Source organism: Streptomyces sp. EDA2-14 (assembly GCF_054963755.1).
Genome location: NZ_JBUEGE010000001.1, coordinates 757,355 through 779,341, shown reverse-complemented (window position 1 = coordinate 779,341; position 21,987 = coordinate 757,355). Strand labels below are relative to the sequence as shown.

Annotated in this window: 21 protein-coding genes; 11 read left to right on the top strand and 10 right to left on the bottom strand. The window is 71.7% G+C overall.

What is annotated here, in order from left to right; all coding sequences use genetic code 11:
* Nucleotides 1–7: 7 nt before the first annotated feature.
* From ACY34M_RS03430 to ACY34M_RS03420, 3 genes are all read right to left on the bottom strand, one after another.
* Entirely contained in the window at nucleotides 8–1,348 is a 1,341-nt protein-coding gene (locus tag ACY34M_RS03430) for an MFS transporter (RefSeq protein ID WP_462717529.1), read from the bottom strand.
* 154 nt (nucleotides 1,349–1,502) lie between these two features.
* Entirely contained in the window at nucleotides 1,503–2,426 is a 924-nt protein-coding gene (locus ACY34M_RS03425) for a LysR substrate-binding domain-containing protein (RefSeq protein WP_462717528.1), read from the bottom strand.
* Nucleotides 2,427–2,541: 115 nt separating this feature from the next.
* The gene (locus ACY34M_RS03420; RefSeq protein WP_462717527.1) at nucleotides 2,542–4,752 is read right to left on the bottom strand and encodes an acyl-CoA dehydrogenase; all 2,211 of its coding nucleotides are present in this window, start codon (nucleotides 4,750–4,752) and stop codon (nucleotides 2,542–2,544) included.
* Nucleotides 4,753–5,029: 277 nt separating this feature from the next.
* Between ACY34M_RS03420 and ACY34M_RS03415 the strand changes: the two genes are divergently transcribed.
* On the top strand, nucleotides 5,030–6,763 hold the full coding sequence (locus ACY34M_RS03415) for an MFS transporter (RefSeq protein WP_462717526.1): 1,734 nt from the start codon (nucleotides 5,030–5,032) through the stop codon (nucleotides 6,761–6,763).
* A gap of 116 nt (nucleotides 6,764–6,879) precedes the next feature.
* A complete protein-coding gene (locus ACY34M_RS03410) occupies nucleotides 6,880–7,377 on the top strand; it encodes a GNAT family N-acetyltransferase (protein ID WP_462717525.1) in 498 nt (165 codons plus the stop codon).
* Nucleotides 7,378–7,382: 5 nt separating this feature from the next.
* On the opposite strand, the gene pepE is transcribed toward ACY34M_RS03410, so the two are convergent.
* On the bottom strand, nucleotides 7,383–8,108 hold the full coding sequence (pepE, locus tag ACY34M_RS03405; protein ID WP_462717721.1) for a dipeptidase PepE: 726 nt from the start codon (nucleotides 8,106–8,108) through the stop codon (nucleotides 7,383–7,385).
* Nucleotides 8,109–8,146: 38 nt separating this feature from the next.
* On the bottom strand, nucleotides 8,147–8,968 hold the full coding sequence (locus ACY34M_RS03400) for an IclR family transcriptional regulator (protein ID WP_462717524.1): 822 nt from the start codon (nucleotides 8,966–8,968) through the stop codon (nucleotides 8,147–8,149).
* Between the two features lie 150 nt (nucleotides 8,969–9,118).
* On the opposite strand from ACY34M_RS03400, the gene ACY34M_RS03395 reads away from it, so the two are divergent.
* The 7 genes from ACY34M_RS03395 to ACY34M_RS03365 all read left to right on the top strand — a co-directional run bounded on the left by ACY34M_RS03395 (nucleotide 9,119) and on the right by ACY34M_RS03365 (nucleotide 16,643).
* Complete coding sequence (locus tag ACY34M_RS03395) at nucleotides 9,119–10,072, top strand: DUF1177 domain-containing protein (RefSeq protein WP_462717523.1); 954 nt, start codon at nucleotides 9,119–9,121, stop codon at nucleotides 10,070–10,072.
* 4 nt (nucleotides 10,073–10,076) lie between these two features.
* Nucleotides 10,077–11,438, top strand: a complete 1,362-nt coding sequence (locus ACY34M_RS03390) for a cytosine permease (protein ID WP_462717522.1) — start codon at nucleotides 10,077–10,079, stop codon at nucleotides 11,436–11,438.
* Complete coding sequence (locus tag ACY34M_RS03385; protein ID WP_462717521.1) at nucleotides 11,435–12,754, top strand: M20/M25/M40 family metallo-hydrolase; 1,320 nt, start codon at nucleotides 11,435–11,437, stop codon at nucleotides 12,752–12,754. The genes ACY34M_RS03390 and ACY34M_RS03385 overlap by 4 nt, the downstream gene beginning before the upstream one ends.
* Before the next feature lie 34 nt (nucleotides 12,755–12,788).
* On the top strand, nucleotides 12,789–13,448 hold the full coding sequence (locus tag ACY34M_RS03380; RefSeq protein WP_462717520.1) for a class I SAM-dependent methyltransferase: 660 nt from the start codon (nucleotides 12,789–12,791) through the stop codon (nucleotides 13,446–13,448).
* Between the two features lie 22 nt (nucleotides 13,449–13,470).
* Nucleotides 13,471–14,514 carry an N-acetylmuramoyl-L-alanine amidase gene (locus ACY34M_RS03375; protein WP_462717519.1) on the top strand — a complete coding sequence of 348 codons (1,044 nt, stop codon included), beginning with the start codon at nucleotides 13,471–13,473 and terminating at the stop codon, nucleotides 14,512–14,514.
* A 134-nt stretch (nucleotides 14,515–14,648) separates the two neighbouring features.
* Nucleotides 14,649–15,506: a hypothetical protein gene (locus tag ACY34M_RS03370; protein WP_462717518.1), complete on the top strand. Its 858-nt coding sequence runs from the start codon at nucleotides 14,649–14,651 to the stop codon at nucleotides 15,504–15,506.
* 126 nt (nucleotides 15,507–15,632) lie between these two features.
* Nucleotides 15,633–16,643 (top strand): LLM class F420-dependent oxidoreductase, encoded by a 1,011-nt coding sequence (locus tag ACY34M_RS03365; protein ID WP_462717517.1) that lies wholly within the window; start codon nucleotides 15,633–15,635, stop codon nucleotides 16,641–16,643.
* A gap of 4 nt (nucleotides 16,644–16,647) precedes the next feature.
* Here ACY34M_RS03365 and ACY34M_RS03360 read toward each other — a convergent pair whose 3' ends face one another.
* Nucleotides 16,648–17,184 (bottom strand): hypothetical protein, encoded by a 537-nt coding sequence (locus ACY34M_RS03360; RefSeq protein WP_462717720.1) that lies wholly within the window; start codon nucleotides 17,182–17,184, stop codon nucleotides 16,648–16,650.
* A 155-nt stretch (nucleotides 17,185–17,339) separates the two neighbouring features.
* On the opposite strand from ACY34M_RS03360, the gene ACY34M_RS03355 reads away from it, so the two are divergent.
* Nucleotides 17,340–17,636, top strand: coding sequence for a hypothetical protein (locus ACY34M_RS03355; protein ID WP_462717516.1), 297 nt, complete (start codon nucleotides 17,340–17,342; stop codon nucleotides 17,634–17,636).
* Here the strand turns inward: ACY34M_RS03355 and ACY34M_RS03350 are convergent.
* From ACY34M_RS03350 to ACY34M_RS03340, 3 genes are read right to left on the bottom strand one after another with little or no spacing between them, the layout of a single operon-like run.
* The gene (locus ACY34M_RS03350; protein WP_462717515.1) at nucleotides 17,633–18,718 is read right to left on the bottom strand and encodes a prenyltransferase/squalene oxidase repeat-containing protein; all 1,086 of its coding nucleotides are present in this window, start codon (nucleotides 18,716–18,718) and stop codon (nucleotides 17,633–17,635) included. The two genes, ACY34M_RS03355 and ACY34M_RS03350, sit on opposite strands and share 4 nt — an antisense overlap.
* Nucleotides 18,715–19,455 carry a class I SAM-dependent methyltransferase gene (locus ACY34M_RS03345; protein WP_462717514.1) on the bottom strand — a complete coding sequence of 247 codons (741 nt, stop codon included), beginning with the start codon at nucleotides 19,453–19,455 and terminating at the stop codon, nucleotides 18,715–18,717. Before ACY34M_RS03345 ends, ACY34M_RS03350 begins: the two co-directional genes overlap by 4 nt.
* Entirely contained in the window at nucleotides 19,449–20,777 is a 1,329-nt protein-coding gene (locus ACY34M_RS03340; protein ID WP_462717513.1) for a glycosyltransferase family 4 protein, read from the bottom strand. The genes ACY34M_RS03345 and ACY34M_RS03340 overlap by 7 nt, the downstream gene beginning before the upstream one ends.
* Nucleotides 20,778–20,954: 177 nt before the next feature.
* On the opposite strand from ACY34M_RS03340, the gene ACY34M_RS03335 reads away from it, so the two are divergent.
* Nucleotides 20,955–21,575, top strand: coding sequence for a TetR family transcriptional regulator (locus ACY34M_RS03335; protein WP_450814029.1), 621 nt, complete (start codon nucleotides 20,955–20,957; stop codon nucleotides 21,573–21,575).
* 176 nt (nucleotides 21,576–21,751) lie between these two features.
* Here ACY34M_RS03335 and ACY34M_RS03330 read toward each other — a convergent pair whose 3' ends face one another.
* Nucleotides 21,752–21,985 carry a ferredoxin gene (locus ACY34M_RS03330; RefSeq protein ID WP_462717512.1) on the bottom strand — a complete coding sequence of 78 codons (234 nt, stop codon included), beginning with the start codon at nucleotides 21,983–21,985 and terminating at the stop codon, nucleotides 21,752–21,754.
* Nucleotides 21,986–21,987: the final 2 nt, after the last annotated feature.

The window sequence follows — 21,987 nt, the reverse complement described above, 5'->3', positions numbered from 1 at the left end:
CGTGGCGTCAGGGACGGTCGGGCGTGGGCGAGCCGGTGCGGGCAAGAAGCGGCAGCACACCCGCGAGGGTGATCGCCGTGTACGCGAGGCCGAGCGCGACGACCGGCCAGATCGAGTCGAAGGACGTCAGGAGGTACTGGGAGACGATCGGCGCCGTACCGGCGAAGAGCGTCGTGCACAGCTGGTACGACAGCGACATGCCCGTGTAGCGGACCTCGACGGGGAAGACCCGCGCGAGGATGCCCGCGAGCGCCGCGTAGTACATGGCGTGCGGGAAGGTCGCGAGCCCCATGCCGAGGACGGCGAGCCAGAAGTTGCCGGTGCCGACCAGCATGAACATCAGCGGCAGCACCACGAATTCGGGGATCAGCATCCACAGCACGGCCTTGCGCACCGGCCACCTGCTCGCGAGCACCGCGCCGAAGGGCTGCACGATCACCTGCACCACGAGCGCGAGCGAGATGACGGTGAGGAACGTCGACCGGTCGAAGTCCAGGTCGGACGTGGCCCAGGACAGGGCGAACGTCGTCTTGACGTAGGTGATGGCCACACCCGCCGTACCCGCGAGGACGCCGAGGAGGACGAGCATCGGGTAGCGGCTGAGCACGGTCTTGATGGGCAGCTTGACCGGCTTGTTGCGGGCGAGCGCGGCCTGCATCTCGGGCGTCTCGGCGAGCTTCAGCCGGATGAAGAGGCCGACCGCCACCAGCACCGCCGAGAACAGGAACGGCACGCGCCAGCCCCACGACTCGAAGGCGTCGTCCGGGAGTTGGGCGATGAAGAGGAAGGCCAGCGTGGCGAGCAGATTGCCGACCGGCGAGCCCTGCTGGGCGAACGCCCCGTACAGCAGCTTCCGCTTGGGCGGGGCGTACTCGGTGGCGATGAGCACGGCGCCGCCCCACTCGCCGCCCATCGCGACGCCCTGGATCATGCGCAGGAGGACGAGCAGGATCGGTGCGGCGGCCCCGATCCGGTCGTAGCCGGGCAGCAGACCCACGCAGAACGTGGCGGCGCCCATCATGGTGAGCGTGGTGACCAGGGCCTTCTTGCGGCCGTACTTGTCGCCGAAGTGCCCGAAGATCAGGCCGCCGAGGGGGCGGGCGAGGAAGCCGACCCAGAACGTGGCGAACGCGGCGAGCGTGCCGACCGCGGGCGAGGCGTCGGCGAAGAAGATCTTGCCGAGGACCAGCGCGGACGCCGATCCGTAGATGTAGAAGTCGAACCACTCGATGGTGGTGCCGACGAACGCGGTGACTCCGGCGCGGCGGGCGTCCTTGGCGAGGGCGGGATCCGGGGCGGCATCCGGGGCGGCGTCGGTGGCGGGCTGCGCGGGGGCGTCTTGCGGCATGCGAGCGTCCTCTCGGTGCGGCGGGTCCCGCACGTCCGGTGCGGACACCGCGGCCCGTGCACGCTCCGTCGCGAGACGCGGATCACTCTGCCCCCGCGCATTAGGCGCTGTCCAAGACCAATTCCGGGGCCGATTGAGCCGCGATCGCGCACAATCACCTTCCGGGGTCCGCGGCCCGCGGGGCGTCCTCCGGTGTCGGCAGCACGTCCTCCGCCACCCGCAGCACCGCCTGCAGCGCCGCCGAGGGGTTGCCGGTGCGCCAGCCGAGCGCGATCGGCAGGACCGGCACCTCGTCCCCGGCCAGCGGCCGGAACACCACGTGCTCCAGGTGGATGTTGCGCGCCGACTCGACGACGACCGCGACCCCGACACCCGCGCCGACGAGCGCCAGCATGTTGTACGAGTCCGGGGCCTCCTGCGCGATCCGGGGCGCGAACCCGGCGTCGTGGCACGCCTGCACCATGGCGTCCCGCACCGCCGACTCGCGGGAGAGCGGGAAGGTGACGATGGGCTCGTCGGCGAGCGCGCGCACCGGGACCTCGGCGCGGTCGGCGAGCGGGTGGCTGTCGGGCAGGGCGAGGACGAGGCGTTCCATGCGGACGACGCGGGCGGTGATGCCGCGCCGCACCGGCAGCGCCACGAAGCCGATGTCGAGGGTGCCATCGGTGATCCGGCGCAGCGCCTCGCCGCTGTACGTCTGGCCCGCCAACACCAGCTCGATGCCGGGCAGTTGCGAGGTGACGGCGCGGGTGAGCAGCGGCAGCGCCGCGTAGCTGCTGGCCCCGGCGAAGCCGACGGACACCCGGCCGACCTCCCCCAGGTGCGCGGCCCGCACCGTCCTGCGCACGGCGGACGCGTCCGCGAGCAGCCGCCGCGCCGGCTCCACGAGCGCCTGTCCGGCGGGGGTGAGACGGACGGTGCGGGTGGTGCGGTCGAAGAGCTTCACGCCCAGGTCGCGCTCCAGCAGTTTGATCTGCTGACTGAGCGGCGACTGCGCGATGTGCAGCCGCTCGGCAGCCCGCCCGAAGTGCAGCTCCTCGGCGACGGCCACGAACCCGGTGAGGTGTTTCAGTTCCACGGGGCGAGACTACGGGGGCGGCCACATGCGGCCGGGTCGCCGCCGCGTGCGGTCGTCTGTGGTTGCGCGCGCAGTTCCCCGCGCCCCTTTTTGCCGCACCTCCTCCCCGGTCGACTCAATCCCTCGGGAGGCCCAGGATCCGCTCGGCCACCACGTTGAGCTGCACCTGCGTCGTCCCGCCCGCAATCGTCAGGCACCGCGACAGCAGGAACCCGTGCAGCGCCCGCTCCCCCGCCCCCTCGCGGAGCGCCCCCGCAGGGCCGAGCAGTTCAAGGGCCAGCTCCGCGACCTTCTGCTGGTGCGGCGTCTGGACGAGTTTGCGGACGGAGGCCCCCGCCCCCGGCCCCTCCCCCGCCACCTGAAGCATGGTCGTCCGCAGCCCGATGCACCCCAGTGCGTGCGCCTCCGCCGCGAGGGCGCCGACGCGGGCCCGGTACGCCCCGTCCAGCTCGCCCGCCCGCGCGAGCAGCGCTTCGAGGCCGGTGTCGAACGTCAACTGGTCCGCCATGTGCACCCGTTCGTTGCCGAGCGTGTGCCGGGCGACGCGCCAGCCGTCGTCGAGCTCGCCGACCACGGCGTCCGCGGGCAGCACCACGTCGTCGAAGTAGACCTCGTTGAAGAGGGAGTCGCCGGTGATCTCGCGCAGCGGGCGGATGTCGATGCCGTCCGTGTTCTTCATGTCGATGAGGAAGTACGTCAGACCCTTGTGCTTGGGCGCGTCCGGATTGGTCCGGGCGAGCAGGATGCCGTGGTCGGCCCACTGCGCGGCGCTCGTCCACACCTTCTGCCCGTTGATCCGCCACCGCCCGTCGGGCATCCGCTCCGCCCGCGTACGCAGTGCGGCGAGGTCGGATCCGGCGCCGGGTTCCGAGAACAGCTGGCACCACAGCGTCTCGCCGCGCAGGGTCGCCGGGAGGTGCCGGTCGCGCTGCTCCCGGGTGCCGTACGAGATGAGGGAGGGGACGACCCACGTGGCGATGCCGAGGTCGCTGACCTTGACCCCGGCGGCCTTCAACTCCTGCTGCACCGCCAGCTGTTGGACGGGCCCGGCCCCGAGCCCGTACGGCTCCGGGAGGTGCGGCGCCGCGTACCCGGTCGGCGCGAGGGCCCGCCGCGCCGCCTTCGGGTCGAGGCCCCGCGCCTCGCCGATGACGCCCCGCGCCGCCTCCCGGTATCCGTCCGCCTCGGCGGGCAGTGCGAACCGCAGCTCGCGGCGGGCGCCCGACTCGGCGAGCCGCACGGCACGCAGCCGGTGCGCGTCGCCCGCGCCGAGCAGCTGGCGGGCGACGACGGCGCGGCGCAGGTACAGGTGGGCGTCGTGTTCCCACGTGAAGCCGATGCCGCCGAGGATCTGGATGCAGTCCTTGGCGCAGGAGTACGCGGCGTCGAGCGCGGCCCCGGCGGCGAGCGCGGCGACGAGCCCGCGCACGTCCTCCCCGGCGCCTCCTCCTTCGCCCTCCCCTTCGCCCTCTTCGTCCTCGTCGAGCGCCCGCGCCGCGTCCCAGGTCAGTGCCGCCGCCTGTTCGACCCTGACCAGCATGTCGGCGCACAGGTGCTTGACGCCCTGGAACTGTCCGATGGGCCGCCCGAACTGCTCGCGCACCTTGGCGTGTTCGGCGGCGGTGTGCAGCGCCCAGGCGGCGGTGCCGCAGGCGTCGGCGGCCAGCAGCACGGCGGCCAGGTCGCGGACGAGGGTGCCGTCCACGTCGAGCACGCGCTCCGCGGGCACCACGGCACCGGACGCCGTGACCTCTGCGGTGGGCCGGGTCGGGTCGCCGCTCTCGTGGACGCGCACGGTGAGGCCGGGGGTGTCGGCGTCGGCGGCGAACCACACGACGCCGTCGGCGCTCTCCGCCGCGAGGACCAGCAGATCGGCGTCGGCGCCGGTGAGGACGGGCGGCGCGGCGCCGTCGAGGACGAGCCCGTCGGGCCCCGCGACGGCGCTGAGCCGGCCGGTCCCGAAGGCGACGGCGCCGATCCGCTCCCCTTCGGCGAGGGTCCTGGTCAGCGCGGGCCGCCCGGCCCTGCGGAGCACTTCGGCGGCGAGCACGCTGCCGGCGAACGGTCCGGGCAGCGCCGCGCGGCCCGCCTCCTCCACGACCACCGCGAGGTCGAGCAGGGCGCCGCCCCCGCCCCCGTACGACTCGGGGAGGTGCACCCCGAGCAGGCCCTGCCCGGCGAGGCCGTCCCAGTAGGAGGGGCGGCGGCCGGGGGCGGCCGGGGCGTCGAGCAGCTTGCGCACCTCGTCGGGCGGTACGGCGCGCGCGATCCAACCGCGCACGGCGTCCGCGAGTTCCCGCTGTTCCTGCGTGATGGCGATGCCCATGCGGCGCACGGTAGAACACGTTCCAGTAGACCGGAAGAGCAAATCTGACACCGAGTCAGAAACAAGCGTTCACCGGCCCGAGACGTAATGAAGAAGTAAAGGATTCCGCTCGTACGACGACCGTCGGAATAGTCGCCCCAGCCAACCGGTTCGACATACACACAACCTGCCCGTACACAGCCCGCACACCGACCGCACAACGCGCGCCCCGACCCCGGCGGCGCGCGTTCGCCGTCCCCGTCAAGGGACCAAGACCGCCTTCCGGAGGCCTTCCTTCATGTCCCAGCCGACGACTCAAGCCCGCCCGTCAGGCGGCGTCGTCCCCGTCCTCGCCTTCGCCGGCATCACCGTGGCCGTCATGCAGACGCTGCTCGTGCCGGTGATCAAGGACCTGCCCGAGCTGCTGAACACCGCCCCGTCCAACGCGACCTGGGTCATGACGTCGACGCTGCTCGCGGGCGCCGTCTCGACCCCGATCATGGGCCGCCTCGGCGACCTCGCGGGCAAGCGGCGGATGCTGCTCGCCAGCCTCGCCATCATGGTGCTCGGCTCCCTGGTCTGCGGATTCACCGACAACCTCGTCGTCATGATCGTCGGCCGCGCGCTCCAGGGCTTCGCCATGGGCGCCATCCCGCTCGGCATCGGCCTGATGCGGGACATGCTGCCGCGCGAGAAGCTCGGCTCGGCGATGGCCCTGATGTCCTCCTCCATCGGCGTCGGCGGCGGACTCGCCCTGCCGGCCGCCGCACTCGTCGCCCAGCACGCCGACTGGCACGCGCTGTTCTTCGGCGCCGCCGGACTCGGTGTCGTGGGGATCGTCCTCACCCTCGTCTTCGTCCCGGAGAGCCCGCTGCGCGCGCAGGGCACCTTCGACGTCGCGGGCGCCCTCGGCCTCACCCTCGGCCTCATCCTCTTCCTCCTGCCCATCACCAAGGGCAGCGACTGGGGCTGGAGCTCGGGCACGACGCTCGGCCTGTTCGCGGCCGCGCTCGTCGTGCTCGTCGCGTGGGGCTTCATGGAGCTGCGCCTCAAGGCCCCGCTGGTGGACCTGCGCACGACGGTCCGCCGTACGGTCCTGCTCACCAACCTGGCCTCGATCATGGTCGGGGTCGCGTTCTACGCGATCTCCCTGGTCCTCCCGCAGCTGCTCCAGCTGCCGTCGGCCACCGGCTACGGCCTCGGCCAGTCGATGGTCGTCGCGGGTCTGTGCGTGGCGCCGCTCGGCCTGACGATGATGATGACGGCACCGGTCTACGCCCGGCTCTCCGCCAGGTTCGGCCCGAAGGTCACCCTGATCCTCGGCATGCTGATCATCGCGATCGGCTACGGCGCGGGCCTCGGCCTGATGAGCGCCGCCTGGCAGACCATCATCATCTCGGTCCTGATCGGCGCGGGCATCGGCCTCGCCTACTCCTCCCTGCCGGCCCTGATCATCGGCGCGGTGGACCCGTCCGAGACCGGTGCGGCCACCGGACTCAACACCCTGATGCGCTCCATCGGTACGTCGGTGTCCTCGGCGGTCATCGGCATGGTGCTGGCCAACACGGCGAACAACGTGCAGGGCGTCGCCGTCCCGACGATGCACGGCTTCCGTGTCTCCTTCCTCATCGCCACGGCCGCCGTCGCGGTCGGCGTGCTGCTCGCCTTCGGCCTACCGGGGCGCGCCAGGCCGACGGTGCAGCTGCGCGCCAGCAGCGAGGAGGACGCCGTCCTGGAACGCGTCGAGGAGACGCTCGCCGCCCACTTCCACGGCCGCGTCCTCGACCCCGCGGGTCTGCCGGTGGCCCGCGCCAAGGTCACCCTGATCGACCGCCGCGGCCGCCAGGCGGGCGCCGCCCTCACGGACACCGAGGGCCGCTACGCCCTCGACGTCCCGGTGGGGGGCTCCTACGTCCTCGCGACCACGGCCGCCGGCCACGCCCCGCGCGCCTCGGCCGCCACCCACCACGGCGAGAACCGTCCGGTGCGGGTGGACCTGGCGCTCGAGGCGCTCGCCGAGTCGGTGCGGTAGCGGTCGCCGGGCTTCGGGCAGCCCCGGCGAGGGGACGCGTCACGCGGGAGCGTGAGGCGTCCCCTCCGCTTTTATCCGGTACTCCGGACGCCGCGCCGCCAGTACGCTCGCCCCTCATGACCTGGCTGCCGGACGACTTCGTCCACCCCACCCACGTACCCGTGCCCGGAACCGCCCTCCACCTGAGGCCGATCCGGGAGGCGGACACCGCGATCGACTACCCCGCCGTGATGGGCTCGCGCGAGCGCCTGTGGGAGATCTTCGGACCGGCCTGGGGCTGGCCCGCCGAGACCATGACGTACGAGGCGGACCGCGTCGACCTGTTGCGGCACGAGCAGGAGATCGCGGCCCACCAGTCGTTCAACTACGCCCTGTTGAACGAGGAGGAGAGCGCGCTCCTCGGCTGCGTCTACATCGATCCGCCCGAGCGCACCGGCGCCGACGGGGAGATCTCCTGGTGGGTCGTGGACGACCTCGCGGGCAACGACGAGGAGCGCACGCTCGACACCTTCGTCCCCGAGTGGATCGCGGCCGACTGGCCGTTCCGGCAGCCGCGCCTCATCGGCCGCGACCTCACCTGGCAGGAGTGGCTGGCGCTGCCTCCGGCCGAGTAGGACGCTCAGCGCCCCACGTCGAACGTCGCCCCGACGCCGAGGAGTTCGGACACGTCCGAGCCCGCCGCCAGCTCCTGCGGCTCGGCCCCGCGCCGGAAGAGCCGCGCCGCGTGCGCGCCCTCCACGGACGCCCGGTCGTCGGCGACCCGCAGCCACGAGCCCTCCCGCAGGCCGAGGACCGGGACGTCGTTCTCCTCCAGGAATTCGGTGAGGCGCTGTTCGCGGGTCTCGCCCTTGTGCGTGGAGGACGGGTCCCCGTCCAGGTAGTGCGGGTTGATCTGGAACGGGACCAGGCCCAGCGTCTCGAAGGACGGCGGCTGCACGATCGGCATGTCGTTGGTCGTACGGAGGGTGGGCGCCGCCATGTTGGTGCCCGCGCTGGCGCCCATGTACGGCAGGCCCGCACGGACCGCCTTCGTCACGGCGTCCCGCAGCCCGGTGCGGTACAGCGCGCTCAGCAGGCGGAACGAGTTGCCGCCGCCGATGAACACCGCGTCCGCCGCATCCAGTTGGGCCAGCGGGTCGCCGCCCTCGTGGACACCGTGCACCTCGATCCCCGAGCCCTCCAGCGCGCCGCGCACCCGCGCCGTGTACGCGTCGTGGTCGGCGAGCGCGTACGGCACGAACGCGAGACGGGCGTTCGGCGGCAGGAAACCGGTGACGACGTCGAGCGCGTGCTCCAGGTAACCCTGGCCGTACTGGGTGGAGTTGGAGAGCAGCAGCAGATTCATGGTGCGGGTGGCTCCGATCAAAGGGGCGTGCGTACAGGTCACTTGGCGGTGCGCTCGCCGCGGCGGGCGCGCTGCGGCGGATGCGTCAGACGCCGCTCCAGCAGTCCGGCCGCCTTGCGCAGGACGTCGAGCCGGTCGTCGGGCCCGTCGGGGAAGCGCTCCTTGGCGGCGCCGAGGCTGAGGCTTCCGTAGGGCTCGCGGCCGAGGAAGACCGGCACGGCGACGGTGCCGATCCCGGCGTCGTACTCGCCGACCGTCCAGGCGTAGCCCTGCGCGCGGACGGTGCGGAACTCCCGCTCCAGCTCGTCCGGGTCGGTCACCGTGCGCTCCGTGAAGCGGGCCATGGGGCGGCTGCGGAAGAGCCGGTGGCGCTGCTCGTCGGGCAGGAACGCGTAGTACGACTTGCTGGTGGCGCCCGCGTGCGCCGGGTACAGCTCGCCGACCAGCGGGTAGTAGCGCAGCGGTCCTTCCTCGCCCTCGACGGCCGCGACGCAGCGCATGTGGAAGCTGTCGGGCAGACAGAACAGGACCGTGTCGCCGGTCGCCGCCCGCAGCTCTTCGAGCACCGGTCCTGCCAGCAGCTCCAGGGACCCCGAGCGCTCCCACAGGCGGCCGAGCCTGAGCACCGCCGGGCCGATCCGGTAGCGCCGCGTCGTCGGGTCGGAGACCAGGAAGCCGCGCCCGGCCAGCGTCGAGAGCAGCCGCTGCGCGACCGAGGTGTCCCAGCCGAACTCGGCGGCGACCTCCGTCACGCCCCAGTCGGGCCGCGTCCGCTCGAAGGCGAGCAGCACGAGGAGGGCCCGGTCGACGGTCTGCAGGGCGCCGGCCGGGGTCTTCCGGTCGAGCGGGATCTCCGGCACGCCATCTCACCATCCAGACCTGTATTGCAGATAACGGGAAATACTTGCCGACAACGCTATCCGATCCCGAATCTGCTGTCAGTACCGGTGGAACCGCGACCGGGCGCAGCGCAGTGAGCGCGGCGCGGTGAGCAGTGAGAGGGATCCCGCATGTTGAAGTACGTCCTCGATGTCGTCGATCTGCTGGACGACCCCGACGCCGACGGCAAGCGCGCCGTCGCCTACCTCGACTCGGTCGCGGGCCCCGAGGGCTCCGGCGCCGAGATCACCACGGTGGACGGCGAGCGCGGCTCCACCGACTTCGTGCTCGTCCGGATCCCGGGCGCCCAGGGCCGCAGCCGGGGCGGCAGCGCCCGCACGCTCGGCGTCGTCGGCCGCCTCGGCGGGGTCGGTGCCCGGCCCGAGATGACCGGGCTCGTCTCCGACGCGGACGGCGCCGCCGCCGCGCTGGCCACCGCCGCGAAGCTCCTCGACATGCGCCGCCGCGGCGACGTGCTCGACGGCGACGTGGTGATCGCCACCCACGTCTGCCCGGACGCGCCGACCGCGCCGCACGACCCGGTGCCGTTCATGGACTCGCCGGTCGACATCGCGACGATGAACCGGCACGAGGTGACCGAGGACATGGAGGCCGTGCTCTCCATCGACACGACCAAGGGCAACCGCATCATCAACCACAAGGGCGTCGCCCTGTCACCCACCGTCAAGGAGGGGTGGGTGCTGCGGGTGAGCGAGGAGCTGGGCGAGCTGCTCGCCGTCGTCACCGGTGAGCCGTTGGTCACGTACCCCGTGACCACGCAGGACATCACGCCGTACGGTAACGGTGCACATCACATCAATTCGATCCTTCAGCCGGCCACGGCGACCGCCGCCCCGGTCGTCGGCCTCGCGCTCACCTCGGCCGCCGCGGTCCCCGGCTGCCAGACCGGCGCCAGCCACGAGACCGACATCGCGGCCGCCGCCCGGTTCGCCGTCGAGACCGCGAAGGCGTACGGCGGCGGGCGCATCGATTTCCACGACGCCGCGGAGTTCGACGCCCTCGTGAGCCGCTACGGCTCGCTCGCCCACCTTCAGACCCTCGGCAACGCACCCACGGAGTCGTGACGCCATGGCCACCACCAAGAAGAGCGTGGGCAGCGACGACTACGCGCTGTCCAGAGTCCCCAAGGACAAGCGGCTCGGCTTCTGGACGATGCTGCTCCAGTGGCTGGCCCAGTCCGGCTCCATCTCGCAGTTCACCCTGGGCGCCACCATCGGCGTCGGCATGACCTTCGGCGACGCGTTCTGGGCCTTCACGCTCGGCGCGGTCATCCTCGAAGTGGTCATCTTCCTGATCGGCATGGCGGGCATGCGCGAAGGCCTCGCGACGCCCCTGCTGACCCGCTGGGTGGGCTTCGGCCGCAACGGCTCCGCGCTCGTCAGCTTCATCATCGCCGTCAGCCTCGTCGGCTGGTTCGGCGTCCAGAACACGATCTTCGGCGACAGCGTCTCGTCGCTGGTCGGCGGCCCGTCGTGGCTGTGGTGCATCGTCGCGGGCCTCGCCATCACGGTCCTGGTCATCTTCGGTTTCCGCTACATGGCGATCTTCGCGAAGATCGTGACGCCCCTCTTCTTCGCGATGGTCGCCTGGTCCGTCATCGACGCGCTCGGCGACCACTCCATCGGCGACCTCATCAGCTCCCCGCCGCCCGGCCAGGCCATCCCGCTCTCGGTCGCCGCCACCGCCATCGCGGGCGGCTACATGACCGGCGCGATCGTGGCGCCCGAGATGACCCGCTACAACAAGAAGGGCAGCCACGTCTTCCTTCAGACGGCGTCCTCGATGATCCTCTCCGAGTACATCGTGGGCCTGACCGGCGTCCTCCTCGGCCACATGGTCAAGAGCGACCAGGTCTCGCAGATCGTGCTCTCCACGTCCGGCGTCTTCGGCGTCCTCGTCGTCCTGATGTCGACCGCGAAGATCAACGACTGGAACCTGTACGGCTCCTCGCTCGGCGTCGTCAACTTCTTCCAGGTTGTCTTCAAGAAGCGCCTGCACCGCGGCGCCGTCACCATCGCCCTCGGCGTCGCCGGCACCGCCCTCTCCGCGGTCGGCATCATGACCCACTTCACCGACTTCCTCTCGGTGCTCGGCGTGGCCATCCCGCCCATCGGCGGCATCGTCGTCGCCGAGTACTGGGTGGTCCGCAGGATGCGCAGGCCGCTCGACGAGACGCGCGAGGCGGGCACGCTGCCCGCCACCTCCCCGACCTGGGTCCCCATGTCCCTGGTGATCTGGGCGGCGGCCTTCTGCGTCGGCAAGTTCTACGACGGCGGCATCCCGGCCCTGAACTCCCTGGCCACCGCGTTCGTCCTCTACACCGTGCTCGGACTGCTCGGCTGGATCAGGACGTACGGCACCACCACCCTGGCCGACGACGAGGACGCGCTCCCCGCCGAGGCCGAGCAGACCCCCGTAGGAGCGGCATGACCACCCCAGCCACCCTCGCCTCCGAGGACGCCCAGCGCGAAGTCGTCGAGCTCTGCGCCGAGCTGATCCGCTTCGACACCTCCAACCCGACCAGCGACGAGCGGGCCTGCGCCGACTGGGTCGTGGGCCGTCTCGCCGAGGTCGGCATCGCCTCGGAGCTGGTGGAGAGCGCGCCGGGCCGCTCCAGCGTCATCGCCCGCATCGAGGGCGCCGACCGCACGCGCGGCGCCCTCCTCGTCCACGGCCACCTCGACGTCGTCCCGGCCGACGCCGCCGAGTGGCAGGTCCCGCCGTTCTCCGGCGAGATCCGCGACGGCTACCTCTGGGGCCGCGGCGCCATCGACATGAAGGACACGGTGGCCGTGATGCTGGCCACCGCCCGCCACTTCGCGCGGACGGGCACGAAGCCGTCCCGCGACCTGGTCCTCGCGTTCCTCGCCGACGAGGAGGCGGGCGGCAAGTTCGGCGCGCACTGGCTGGTCGAGCACCGCCCCGACCTCTTCGAGGGCGTCACCGAGGCGATCGGCGAGGGCGGCGGGTTCAGCTACGCCCTCGACGACACCCGGCGCCTCTACCCGATCGAGAACGCCCAGCGCGGCATGGCCTGGATGGAGCTGACGGCGAACGGCCGGGCGGGCCACGGCTCGTCGCCCAACGACGAGAACGCGGTCACCGACCTCGCCGAGTCCCTGACCCGCATCGGTCGCCACACGTTCCCCGTCCGTCTCATCGAGCCCGTACGAGCCCTGCTCCAGGAGGCCGCCGACCTCCAGGGCGTGGACATCGACTTCGAGGCCGAGGACCTGGACGCCGAGCTGGCCAAGCTGGGCCACGTCGCGGACTTCATGCAGGTGGTGCTCCGCAACTCCGCGAACCCCACCATGTTCACGGCCGGCTACCAGACCAACGTGATCCCCGGAAAGGCCACGGCCCGCGTCGACGGCCGCTTCCTCCCCGGCCACGAGCAGGAACTGATCGACGCCATCGACGCGTTGCTGCTCCCCTCCGTCTCCCGCGAGTGGGTCAACCACGACATCGCGATGGAGACGACGTTCGACGGGCCGCTCGTCGACGCCATGTGCGACGCGGTGCGCGCCGAGGACCCGGACGGCCACCCGGTCCCGTACTGCAATCCGGGCGGCACCGACGCCAAGGCGTTCACGAAGCTCGGCATCCGCTGCTTCGGCTTCAAGGGCCTGAAGCTCCCGGCCGACCTGGACTACGGCCGCCTGTTCCACGGCGTGGACGAGCGGGTGCCGCTGGAGGGGCTGCGGTTCGGGGTGCGGGTCATGACCCGGCTCTGGCAGGGCTGCTGAGCGGGCGCTCGGCGGCGTACGGCAGCATGTGGGCATGACCACTTCAGGGAGCACCCCCGCCCCGGACGTCCTCGCCGCCTTCGAGAAGGCCAAGGGGTTCATGCCGCTCGGCGAAGGGCTCGCGCTGTACGCCGCCGCCGTCGAGGCGGCGGCGCTCGGGCTGCCGCTCCTTGAGGTCGGCACGTACTGCGGGCGCTCCACGATCCTGCTCGCCGACGCCGCCCGCGCGGCCGGGGTCACGGCCCTCACGGTCGACCACCACCGCGGCAGCGAGGAGCAGCAGCCGGGCTGGGACTTCCACGACCCGGAGACCGTGGACCCGGTGGTGGGGCTCATGGACACCCTGCCCACCTTCCGGCGCACGCTGCACGCGGCGGGCCTGGAGGACCACGTGGTGGCGCTGGTCGGCAAGTCGCCTCAGGTGGCGAAGGTGTGGGGCGGCAAGCTCGGCCTCGTCTTCATCGACGGCGGGCACACCGACGAGCACGCGAACGCCGACTACGAGGGCTGGGCCCCGCACGTCGCCGAGGGCGGCTACCTCCTCATCCACGACGTCTTCCCCGTGAAGCACGACGAGTGGACGGGGCAGGCGCCGTACCGCGTGTACCAGCGGGCACTCGCGTCCGGGGCGTTCACCGAGGTCTCACAGTGCGACTCCCTGCGCGTCCTGCGTCGAAGCGGCGCGGGGATCTGAGCGCACGGTTAAGGTCAGCAACGTGTCATACGTAGGTCCGGAACCCGATGGCTTCGATCCCGACGGCTGGGACGGCCGTGGCGAGGCTCCGCGGCGCCGCTTCGGCGGACGCCCCGTGCTCGTCACGTTCGCCGCGCTGGTGCCCACGGCGCTCGCCGGATGGCTGGTGTGGCAGGTCGTGAGCGGTCCGGGAGACAGTGAGCCGCCGCGGGTGCTGCCCGCGCACGGGCCGTCGTCGACGGCCTCGCCGACGCAGGACGCGCAGGGCGCGAAGGACCCGCAGGAGTCGAGCGCCGCCCCCTCGAAGTCCGCGGGCAGACCGGGATCGCCGTCCGCCTCCGCGTCGGAGGCGGAGAAGAAGGCGAGCACGGCTCCCGCCAAGGCCCTCTCCGGCCCCCTCAAGGGCAAGGTCGTCGTCATCGACCCCGGCCACAACCCGGGCAACTTCCAGCACGCCACCGAGATCAACCGGTCCGTGAACGTGGGCAACGGCAGCAAGGAGTGCGACACCACCGGTACGTCCACCAATGCCGGGTACACCGAGGCCCGGTTCACGCTGGACGTGGCGAAGCGCATGCGGACGCTCCTGGAACAGCAGGGCGCGACCGTGCGGTTGACGCAGGACGGTGGCAGGTCCTGGGGGCCGTGCGTCGACGAGCGGGCCAGGATCGGCAACAGCGCGAAGGCCGACGCCGTCGTCTCCGTCCACGCGGACGGATCGGGCGAGGGCAACCGCGGCTTCCATGTGATCCTTCCCGCATCCGTGCACGCGGGAGCCGCCGACACCACGTCGATCGTGAAGCCCTCGCGGGACCTCGGCGAGCGCGTCGTGGGCCGCTACGTCCGGGCGACGGGCCAGGCCCCGTCGAACTACATCGGCGGCGGCACGGGCCTCGACACCCGCAGTGACCTGGGAGGACTCAACCTCTCGAAGGTTCCGAAGGTCTTCATCGAGTGTGGCAACATGCGGGACTCGCGGGACGCCGCACTGCTGACCTCGGGCCCGTGGCGGCAGAAGGCGGCGAAGGGCATCTCCGAGGGAATCGCGGGTTTCCTCGGCGGGTGACGGTCACCCTTCGGATCTCGGCAGACACTCCCCGGACTCGGACGATAGTGTCCTCCGTACGATGTGGGGCCCCCTGCGCGAGGCACCGCCTCCACCCGATGACCAGACGACCGACGACCGACTAAGGACTTGCAGTGAATATCCGCTCCCTCACTCGAGGCGACGGCGTGGTGATCGGAGCAGCGGTATTGCTGTTGATCGCCTCGTTCCTCGACATCTACTCCGTCGACGGGGCGCCCGACAGCGTCGAGTTCCCGAACTCCTGGGAGAGCGGCCCGGTTCTCATGAGCGTGGTGCTCGCGGGCATCATCGGCGCCGTGCTCATCGTGGTCAGCCGCGGTATGCCGGAGGCCCGCAAGGTCGCGGGGATCGACCTCGGTCAGTTCGGCATCGCGGCCACGGTGCTGGCGGCGTGGGCGGCGCTCGGCAACATCTTCGACCCGCTGGGCGGCGCCGACAACGGCGGCGGCAGCTCCGCCAACAGCGTGAGCCCCGGCATCGGCCTGATCCTGGCCCTCGTCGCCACGCTGGTCATGGCCGCCGCCGCGATCGCGACGCCGCTGGTCCCGGCGCTGAAGGGGGCCCTCCTCGGCGCCCCGCGCCCGCAGCAGCCGCAGCCGTACGGCGGCCAGCCGCAGCAGGGTTACGGCTACCCCGGCGCCCAGCAGCACCCCGGCCAGCAGCAGCCCTACGGTGCGCAGCAGCCGGGCCCCGGCCAGCAGCAGCCGTACGGTGGTCAGCCGCAGCAGGGCGGCGCCCCGGCTCCGCAGGCCGCCGCGCAGCCGCCGGCCGCGGACTTCTCGCCGTTCTGGTTCGCCGTGCCGGTGCCGCGCCCGCTCTTCGCGGAGGACGGCTCGCAGTCGCAGATCGCGGAACTGGCTCCGGGTACCTGGTACTTGGCGGTCGAGCAGCGGGGCCCCGGCCTCGTCGCCCAGACGCAGGACGGCCGTCGCGGTGTGCTCCAGGACACCTCGGGGATCCAGCGCGGCTGACCGGTCCCGCCCCCACGGGGATCAAAGCAGTTCAAGGCCCCTCGCCCGTCTTCCGGGCGAGGGGCCTTTCGCGTACAGTCGCGCACCGTAAGCTGAACTGACGGTTCATCAGATATGGGGGCGCGCATGCGGCTCGGAATCGCACTCGGCTACTGGGGACGCGGGCCGAACCCCGACCATCTGCAACTCGTCCGGGATGCGGAGGACTTGGGCTACGACTCCGTGTGGACGGCCGAGTCCTGGGGCAGCGACGCGTTCACCCCGCTCACCTGGTTCGCCGCGCACACCTCGCGGATCCGGCTCGGCACGGCCATCGCGCAGATGGCCGCCCGCTCCCCCACCACGACCGCGATGCACGCGCTCACCCTGGACCACCTGTCGGGCGGCCGCATGATGCTCGGCATGGGGCTCTCCGGGCCGCAGGTGGTCGAGGGCTGGTACGGGCGCCCGTTCCCCCGCTCCCCGCTGACGGCGACCCGCGAGTACGTGGACGTCGTACGGCAGGTGCTGCGGCGCGAGGGCCCCGTCGAGGTCGACGGACGCTTCCACTCGCACCCGTACCGGGGCGAGGACGGCACAGGACTCGGGAAACCCCTGAAGCCCATCACACACCCCCTCCGCTCCGACCTGCCGATCCTGCTCGGCGCCGAGGGGCCCAAGAACATCGCGCAGACCACGCGGATCGCCGACGGCTGGCTCCCGCTGTACTGGTCGCCGACGCGGACGGACGTGTACGAGGCGTCGCTGACGGAGCTGCGGGACGACTTCACGGTGGCGCCCATGGCCCGCGCGAAGGTCTGCGACGACGTCGCCGAGGGACTGCTTCCGGTGAAGGCGATGCTCGGCTTCTACATCGGCGGCATGGGGCACGCGACCCGCAACTTCCACGCCGATCTCATGGCGCGCATGGGGTACGAGGCCGAGGCCCGGCACATCCAGGACCTGTTCGCCGAGGGGCGCAGGGAGGAGGCGGTGCTGGCCGTGCCGGACGCCTTCGCCGACGAGATCTCGCTCGTCGGCCCGCGCGAACGGATCGCCGAGCGCCTGGAGTTGTGGCGAAAGGGCCCGGTGACGGACCTCCTGGTCCTGTCCCCGGACCCGCACACGATGCGCGTACTGGCGGAGCTGAACTCCTAGGCGGCTAGGAGCCCTTGGTGAGCTGGGAGGCCGACGGGACCTTGTTGGTCACCTCGGCGCCCGCGCTCTTGCCCGCGTCCTTGACGCCGTTGATGACCTCGTTGAAGGAGGAGGTCACATCGCCGAGGCCGTCACCCTTGCGCAGCTTGGTCGACAGGCCCTTCAGCGACGCGATGCCGGCCGACAGCGGCCCGACCGCCTTCGAGAGCGTCGGGTCGCCCTCGGCGTTCTTCGAGGCGGCCTTCAGCCTGTTGTACGTGAACGCGCCCGCGAGCCCCGCCTTGATCAGCGCGAACCTCCGGCCGTCCGCGCCCGCCTTGAACTTGCCCGCACGGTACGGCTTCACGATCCACTGGTACGTGGCCCCCGCCGCGAGCCCCGCGTTCGCCGCGAAGCGGGTCTTGGCGAACTTCTGCTTCTCGGCCTTCGAGGTGGGGCTCGACGTGGCGTTCGACGACGCCTTCGTGGCGGACGCCGAATCGCTGCCGGAGCCGCACGCGGTGGTGCCCGCGAGCAGCGCCCCGCACAGCAGGAACGCCATGATCAGTCGTCGTACGGACAGGGGGGAACGGGTCACGGCGGCCTACCTCCGGGCCTCGGGGTGCACTCGTCGCAGCGTCACCCGGCCCCGTGGCGTGCGCCACTCGGGCGAGCCCGTCCGGGTTTCACGGGGGGTTCCAGGGGCAACCGATCGACATGTCTGCGAATCGGCATTACCGAGGGACCAACGAGGCCGCCCGGATCGTGGCGATCGTCGCCGATGTCCTGGCACTGATCCTGGGCCTGTGGATCGTGATGTACCTGTTCGACGCCAATCGCGGCAACGACCTGGTGCAGATCGTCCACGACGCGTCCGCGTGGCTGGCCGGCTGGTCCCACGACCTGTTCACCTTCGACGCTGCCTGGGCCCGTGTGGTCGCCGGCTACGGCCTCGCCGCCGTCGTCTACCTGTTCATCGGCCACGCGATCGCCAACCGCCTGCGCAGGTACTAGGCCGTTTCGGCCCGGCAGCAGTCCGGTTCGACGCCCGTCGGCAGCAGTCCGCCGCCGAACACGGAGCACGTGGCCTCGTCGCCGCCGAGGGCCGCCACCGCGAGCAGCACGGAACCCGCGGTCCACGTGGTGAGTTCCTCCGGCCAGATCGCCTGGTCGTCGAAGACGTAACCCGTCCAGTACAGGCCCGTCTTCGGGTCCCGCAGATGCTGGATGTCCTGGAGGATCTCGAGCGCCCAGTCGGATTCGCCCATCGCCCAGAGCGCGAGGGCGAGTTCGGCGCTCTCGCCGCCGGTCACCCAGGGGTTGGGGTCCACGCACCGCACGCCGAGACGGGGGACGACGAACGTGTCCCAGTCGGCCTTGATGCGGGCCTTCGCCTCGGCCCCGCGCAGGGCGCCGCCGAGCACCGGGTAGTACCAGTCCATCGAGTAGCGGCTCTTGTCGAGGAACCGCTCGGGGTGGTTGCGGATGGCGTGCCCGAGCGCGCCGAGCGCCAACTCCCAGTCGGGCTGCGGCTCTTCGCGCTGTTCGGCGATGGCGAGCGCGCACCGCAGGGCGTGGTGGATGGACGAGCTGCCGGTCAGCAGCGCGTCCTCGACGGGTGTGCCGTCGGGCTCGCGCTTCCAGCCGATCTGGCCGCCGGGCCGCTGGAGACGGAGCACGAACTCCGTCGCCGCGCACACGGCGGGCCACATGCGGTCGAGGAAGGCGTCGTCGCCGGTGGACAGGTAGTGGTGCCAGACGCCGACGGCGATGTACGCGACGAAGTTGGACTCGCGGCCGCGGTCCGTCACGTCGTGCGGGTCGCCGTCGCGGTAGGCGGCGTACCAGGAGCCGTCCTCGTTCTGGTGCCGGACCAGCCAGTCGTAGGCGCGCTCGGCGGCCTCGTGCTCGCCCGCCACGTCGAGCGCCATGGCGGCCTCGGTGTGGTCCCACGGGTCGAGGTGGTGCCCGCGGAACCACGGGATCGCCCCGTCCGCGCGCTGCACGGCGAGGATCCCGGCGACGGTCTGCGCGGCCTGATCCGCCGTCAGCACGCCGGGGAGTACGAGGAGTTCGGTCCGCTCCGGGCTGCTCACTCAGCGGCCCCGTCGGCCTTCGGCAGGTGCGGCTTCGTGGCGTACGCGACGAAACTCTTGCCGACGACGGGGTTGAGGAGGCCCTCGGCGATCCGCGTGAGGGCGGGCTTCTTCATGATGTCCCAGACCAGGAGCTTGTGGTACGCCTTCACCGGCAGCGCCTTGTCGTTGTCGACGCCGAAGGCGCACTTGAGCCACCAGTACGGGGCGTGCAGCGCGTGCGCGTGGTGGGTGCCGTACGGCTTGAGGCCCGCCTCGCGCATCCGGCCGAGGAGCTCGTCGGCCTTGTAGATGCGGATGTGGCCGCCCTCGACCTCGTGGTACTCGTCGGAGAGCGCCCAGCAGACCTTCTCGGGGCCGTAGCGCGGCACGGTGACCGCTATCCGGCCGCCCGGCTTGAGCACGCGCACCATCTCGGCGAGCACCCCCTTGTCGTCGGGGATGTGCTCCATGACCTCGCTGATGATGACGACGTCGAACGACTCGTCGGGGAACGGCAGGTGGAGCGCGTCACCCTCCATCGCCGTCGCGGTGGCACCGGCGGGGGCCTCGCCGGCCTCCTTCATCGCGGCGAACCACTTGGCGACCTCGGCGATTTCCTCGGCGTTCTGGTCGAGCGCCACGACCTGCGCCCCGCGCCGGTAGCACTCGAACGCGTGCCGTCCGGCCCCGCACCCGAGATCGAGGACGCGGTCGCCCGCGGCGAGCGGGAAACGGGTGAAGTCGACGGTCAGCACGTGGCCCTGCTTTCCTGGGGGGTTTCGGTGACAACTTCGGTGCGTGCGGGGCCGGTCGGCCGGGGTGCGGCCCCCATCGCCTCGCGGTAGAGCTCGGCGGTGCCCTGTGCGGCGCGCGCCCATGTGAAGCGTTCGAGGACGCGGGCGCGGCCGTCGGCGCCGAGCCGGGCGCGCAGCTCGCGGTCGCCGAGGAGCCGGCCGAGCGCGGCGGCGAGCGCCCCAGGGTCGCCGGTCGGCACGGCCAGGCAGGTCTCGCCGTCGGGCCCCGCGACCTCGGGGATCGCGCCGCCGGTGGTGGCGACGAGCGGGGTGCCGGTGGCCATGGCCTCGGCGGCGGGCAGCGAGAACCCCTCGTAGAGGGAGGGCACGCAGGCGACCTGCGCCGAGCGCACGAGGTCGACGAGTTCCTGGTCGCTGATGCCCTTCACGAACTCGACGGCGCCTTCGAGGCCGTAGCGCGTGATGGCCTGCGCGACCGGGCCCTCCTCGGGCCGCTTGCCGACGACGACGAGGTGGGCGTCGGGCTGCTCGGCCCGCACCTTGGCGAGGGCTTCGACGAGGAAGACGAGGCCCTTGAGCGGTACGTCGGCGCTGGAGGTCGTGACGATCCGGCCCGGCACCTCGGGCACGGCCGGATTCGGCGAGAACAGATCGGTGTCGGCGCCGATGTGCACGACGTTGATCCGGCCGGGCCGTACGCCCAGGTGATCGACGATCTCGTCGCGGGACGTGCCGGAGACGGTGACCACGGACGGCAGCCTGCGCGCGACGCGCTTCTGCATGCGCGTGAACGCGTACCAGCGGCGCTTGGACATCCGCTGCCGCCAGCCCTCGGCGGCATCCAGCTCCAGCTGCCGGTCCACGGTGATCGGGTGGTGGATGGTGGTGACGAGCGGGGCGCCGATGTCCCCCAACAGCCCGTAGCCGAGCGTCTGGTTGTCGTGCACGACGTCGAACTCGCCGCGCCTGGCCCGCAGATGACGGCGGGCGCGCAGCGAGAACGTCATGGGCTCGGGGAAGCCGCCGGTCCACATGGTGCCGACCTCAAGGGCGTCGACCCAGTCGCGGTACTCGTCGCGCTTCGGTGTACGAAAGGGGTCGGGGCTGCGGTACAGGTCGAGGCTCGGCAGCTCGGTGAGCGAGAGCCCCGCCAGATCCTCACCCTCGTCGAGCACGGGGTACGGCTGGGAGCCGATGACCTCGACACGGTGTCCGAGCCGGACCAGCTCGCGCGAGAGGTGCCGGACATACACCCCCTGACCACCGCAGAACGGGTTGCCTTTGTACGTGAGGAGAGCGATACGCAAGGACTCCGCGGTCACTCCAGGCCACCCTTCTTCCTGCTTGCCCGTGGACACTACGTGGGGACGCTAATCTAGAACAAGTTTCAGACTTGATCGTTCAAGAGCATCGAATCTACCGGCTGGTAGCCGGGCCGTAAGGGGTGGATCAGGTGATTCACGCCACGGCGGGCTCCACGGGACACGGAAAGCTTTCTGATGACAGCTCCGGACGCGAGAACCACCACCCGCACGACCCCCGCGCTCACCGAGCGTCAGGAGGCCAGGCGCCGCCGCATCCTGCACGCGAGCGCGCAGCTCGCGGCGCGCGGCGGATTCGACGCGGTGCAGATGCGGGAGGTCGCCGAGTCGTCCCAAGTCGCGCTCGGCACGCTGTACCGCTACTTCCCGAGCAAGGTGCACCTCCTGGTCGCCACGATGCAGGACCAGCTCCAGCACATGCACACGACGGTCCGCAAGCGGCCGCCGTCCGGCGACTCCCCCGCGGAGCGGGTGGCCGAGACGCTGATGCGGGCCTTCCGCGCGCTCCAGCGTGAGCCGCACCTGGCGGACGCGATGGTGCGGGCGCTGACCTTCGCGGACCGCAGCGTGAGCCCCGAGGTCGACCAGGTCTCCCGGCAGACCACCGCGATCATCCTCGACGCGATGGAGCTCGACGACCCGACCCCGGAGCAGCTCTCCGCGGTGCGGGTCATCGAGCACACATGGCACTCCGCGCTGATCACGTGGCTGTCCGGCCGCGCCTCCATCGCCCAGGTCAAAATCGACATCGAGATGGTGTGCCGTCTGATCGATCTCGCGGCTCCTCGCCAGTCTTGACCCGCACCGGTGTTGCGCTCTCGGGGCTCTGCCCCGGACCCCGCTGCTCAATCGCCGCAGGGGCTTGAAATGCCAACCACCGTCGGCGGCGATTGAGCAGATCGAGCCCCGCCGGCGATTGAGGCGCGGGGTCCGGGGCAGAGCCCCGCGGCCGCAACACCGGTGCAGGCCGCGATTCAGTCCTCCGGCGGAAAGACGACCTCCCCCGTGCCCGCCAGCGTGAGCGTAATCGCCTCCACGGGGCACCCCTCCGCCGCCGCCAGCACCTTCTCGTTCGCATCCGCGTCCGCCTCCACCGGATGCGACTGCCGCGCACTGTCGAGCCGGAACCCGTCCGGCGCGTTGTTCACGCACATCGCCGACCCGATGCACACACTCCGGTCGACCTCCACATGCCACCGGTCACCCATGC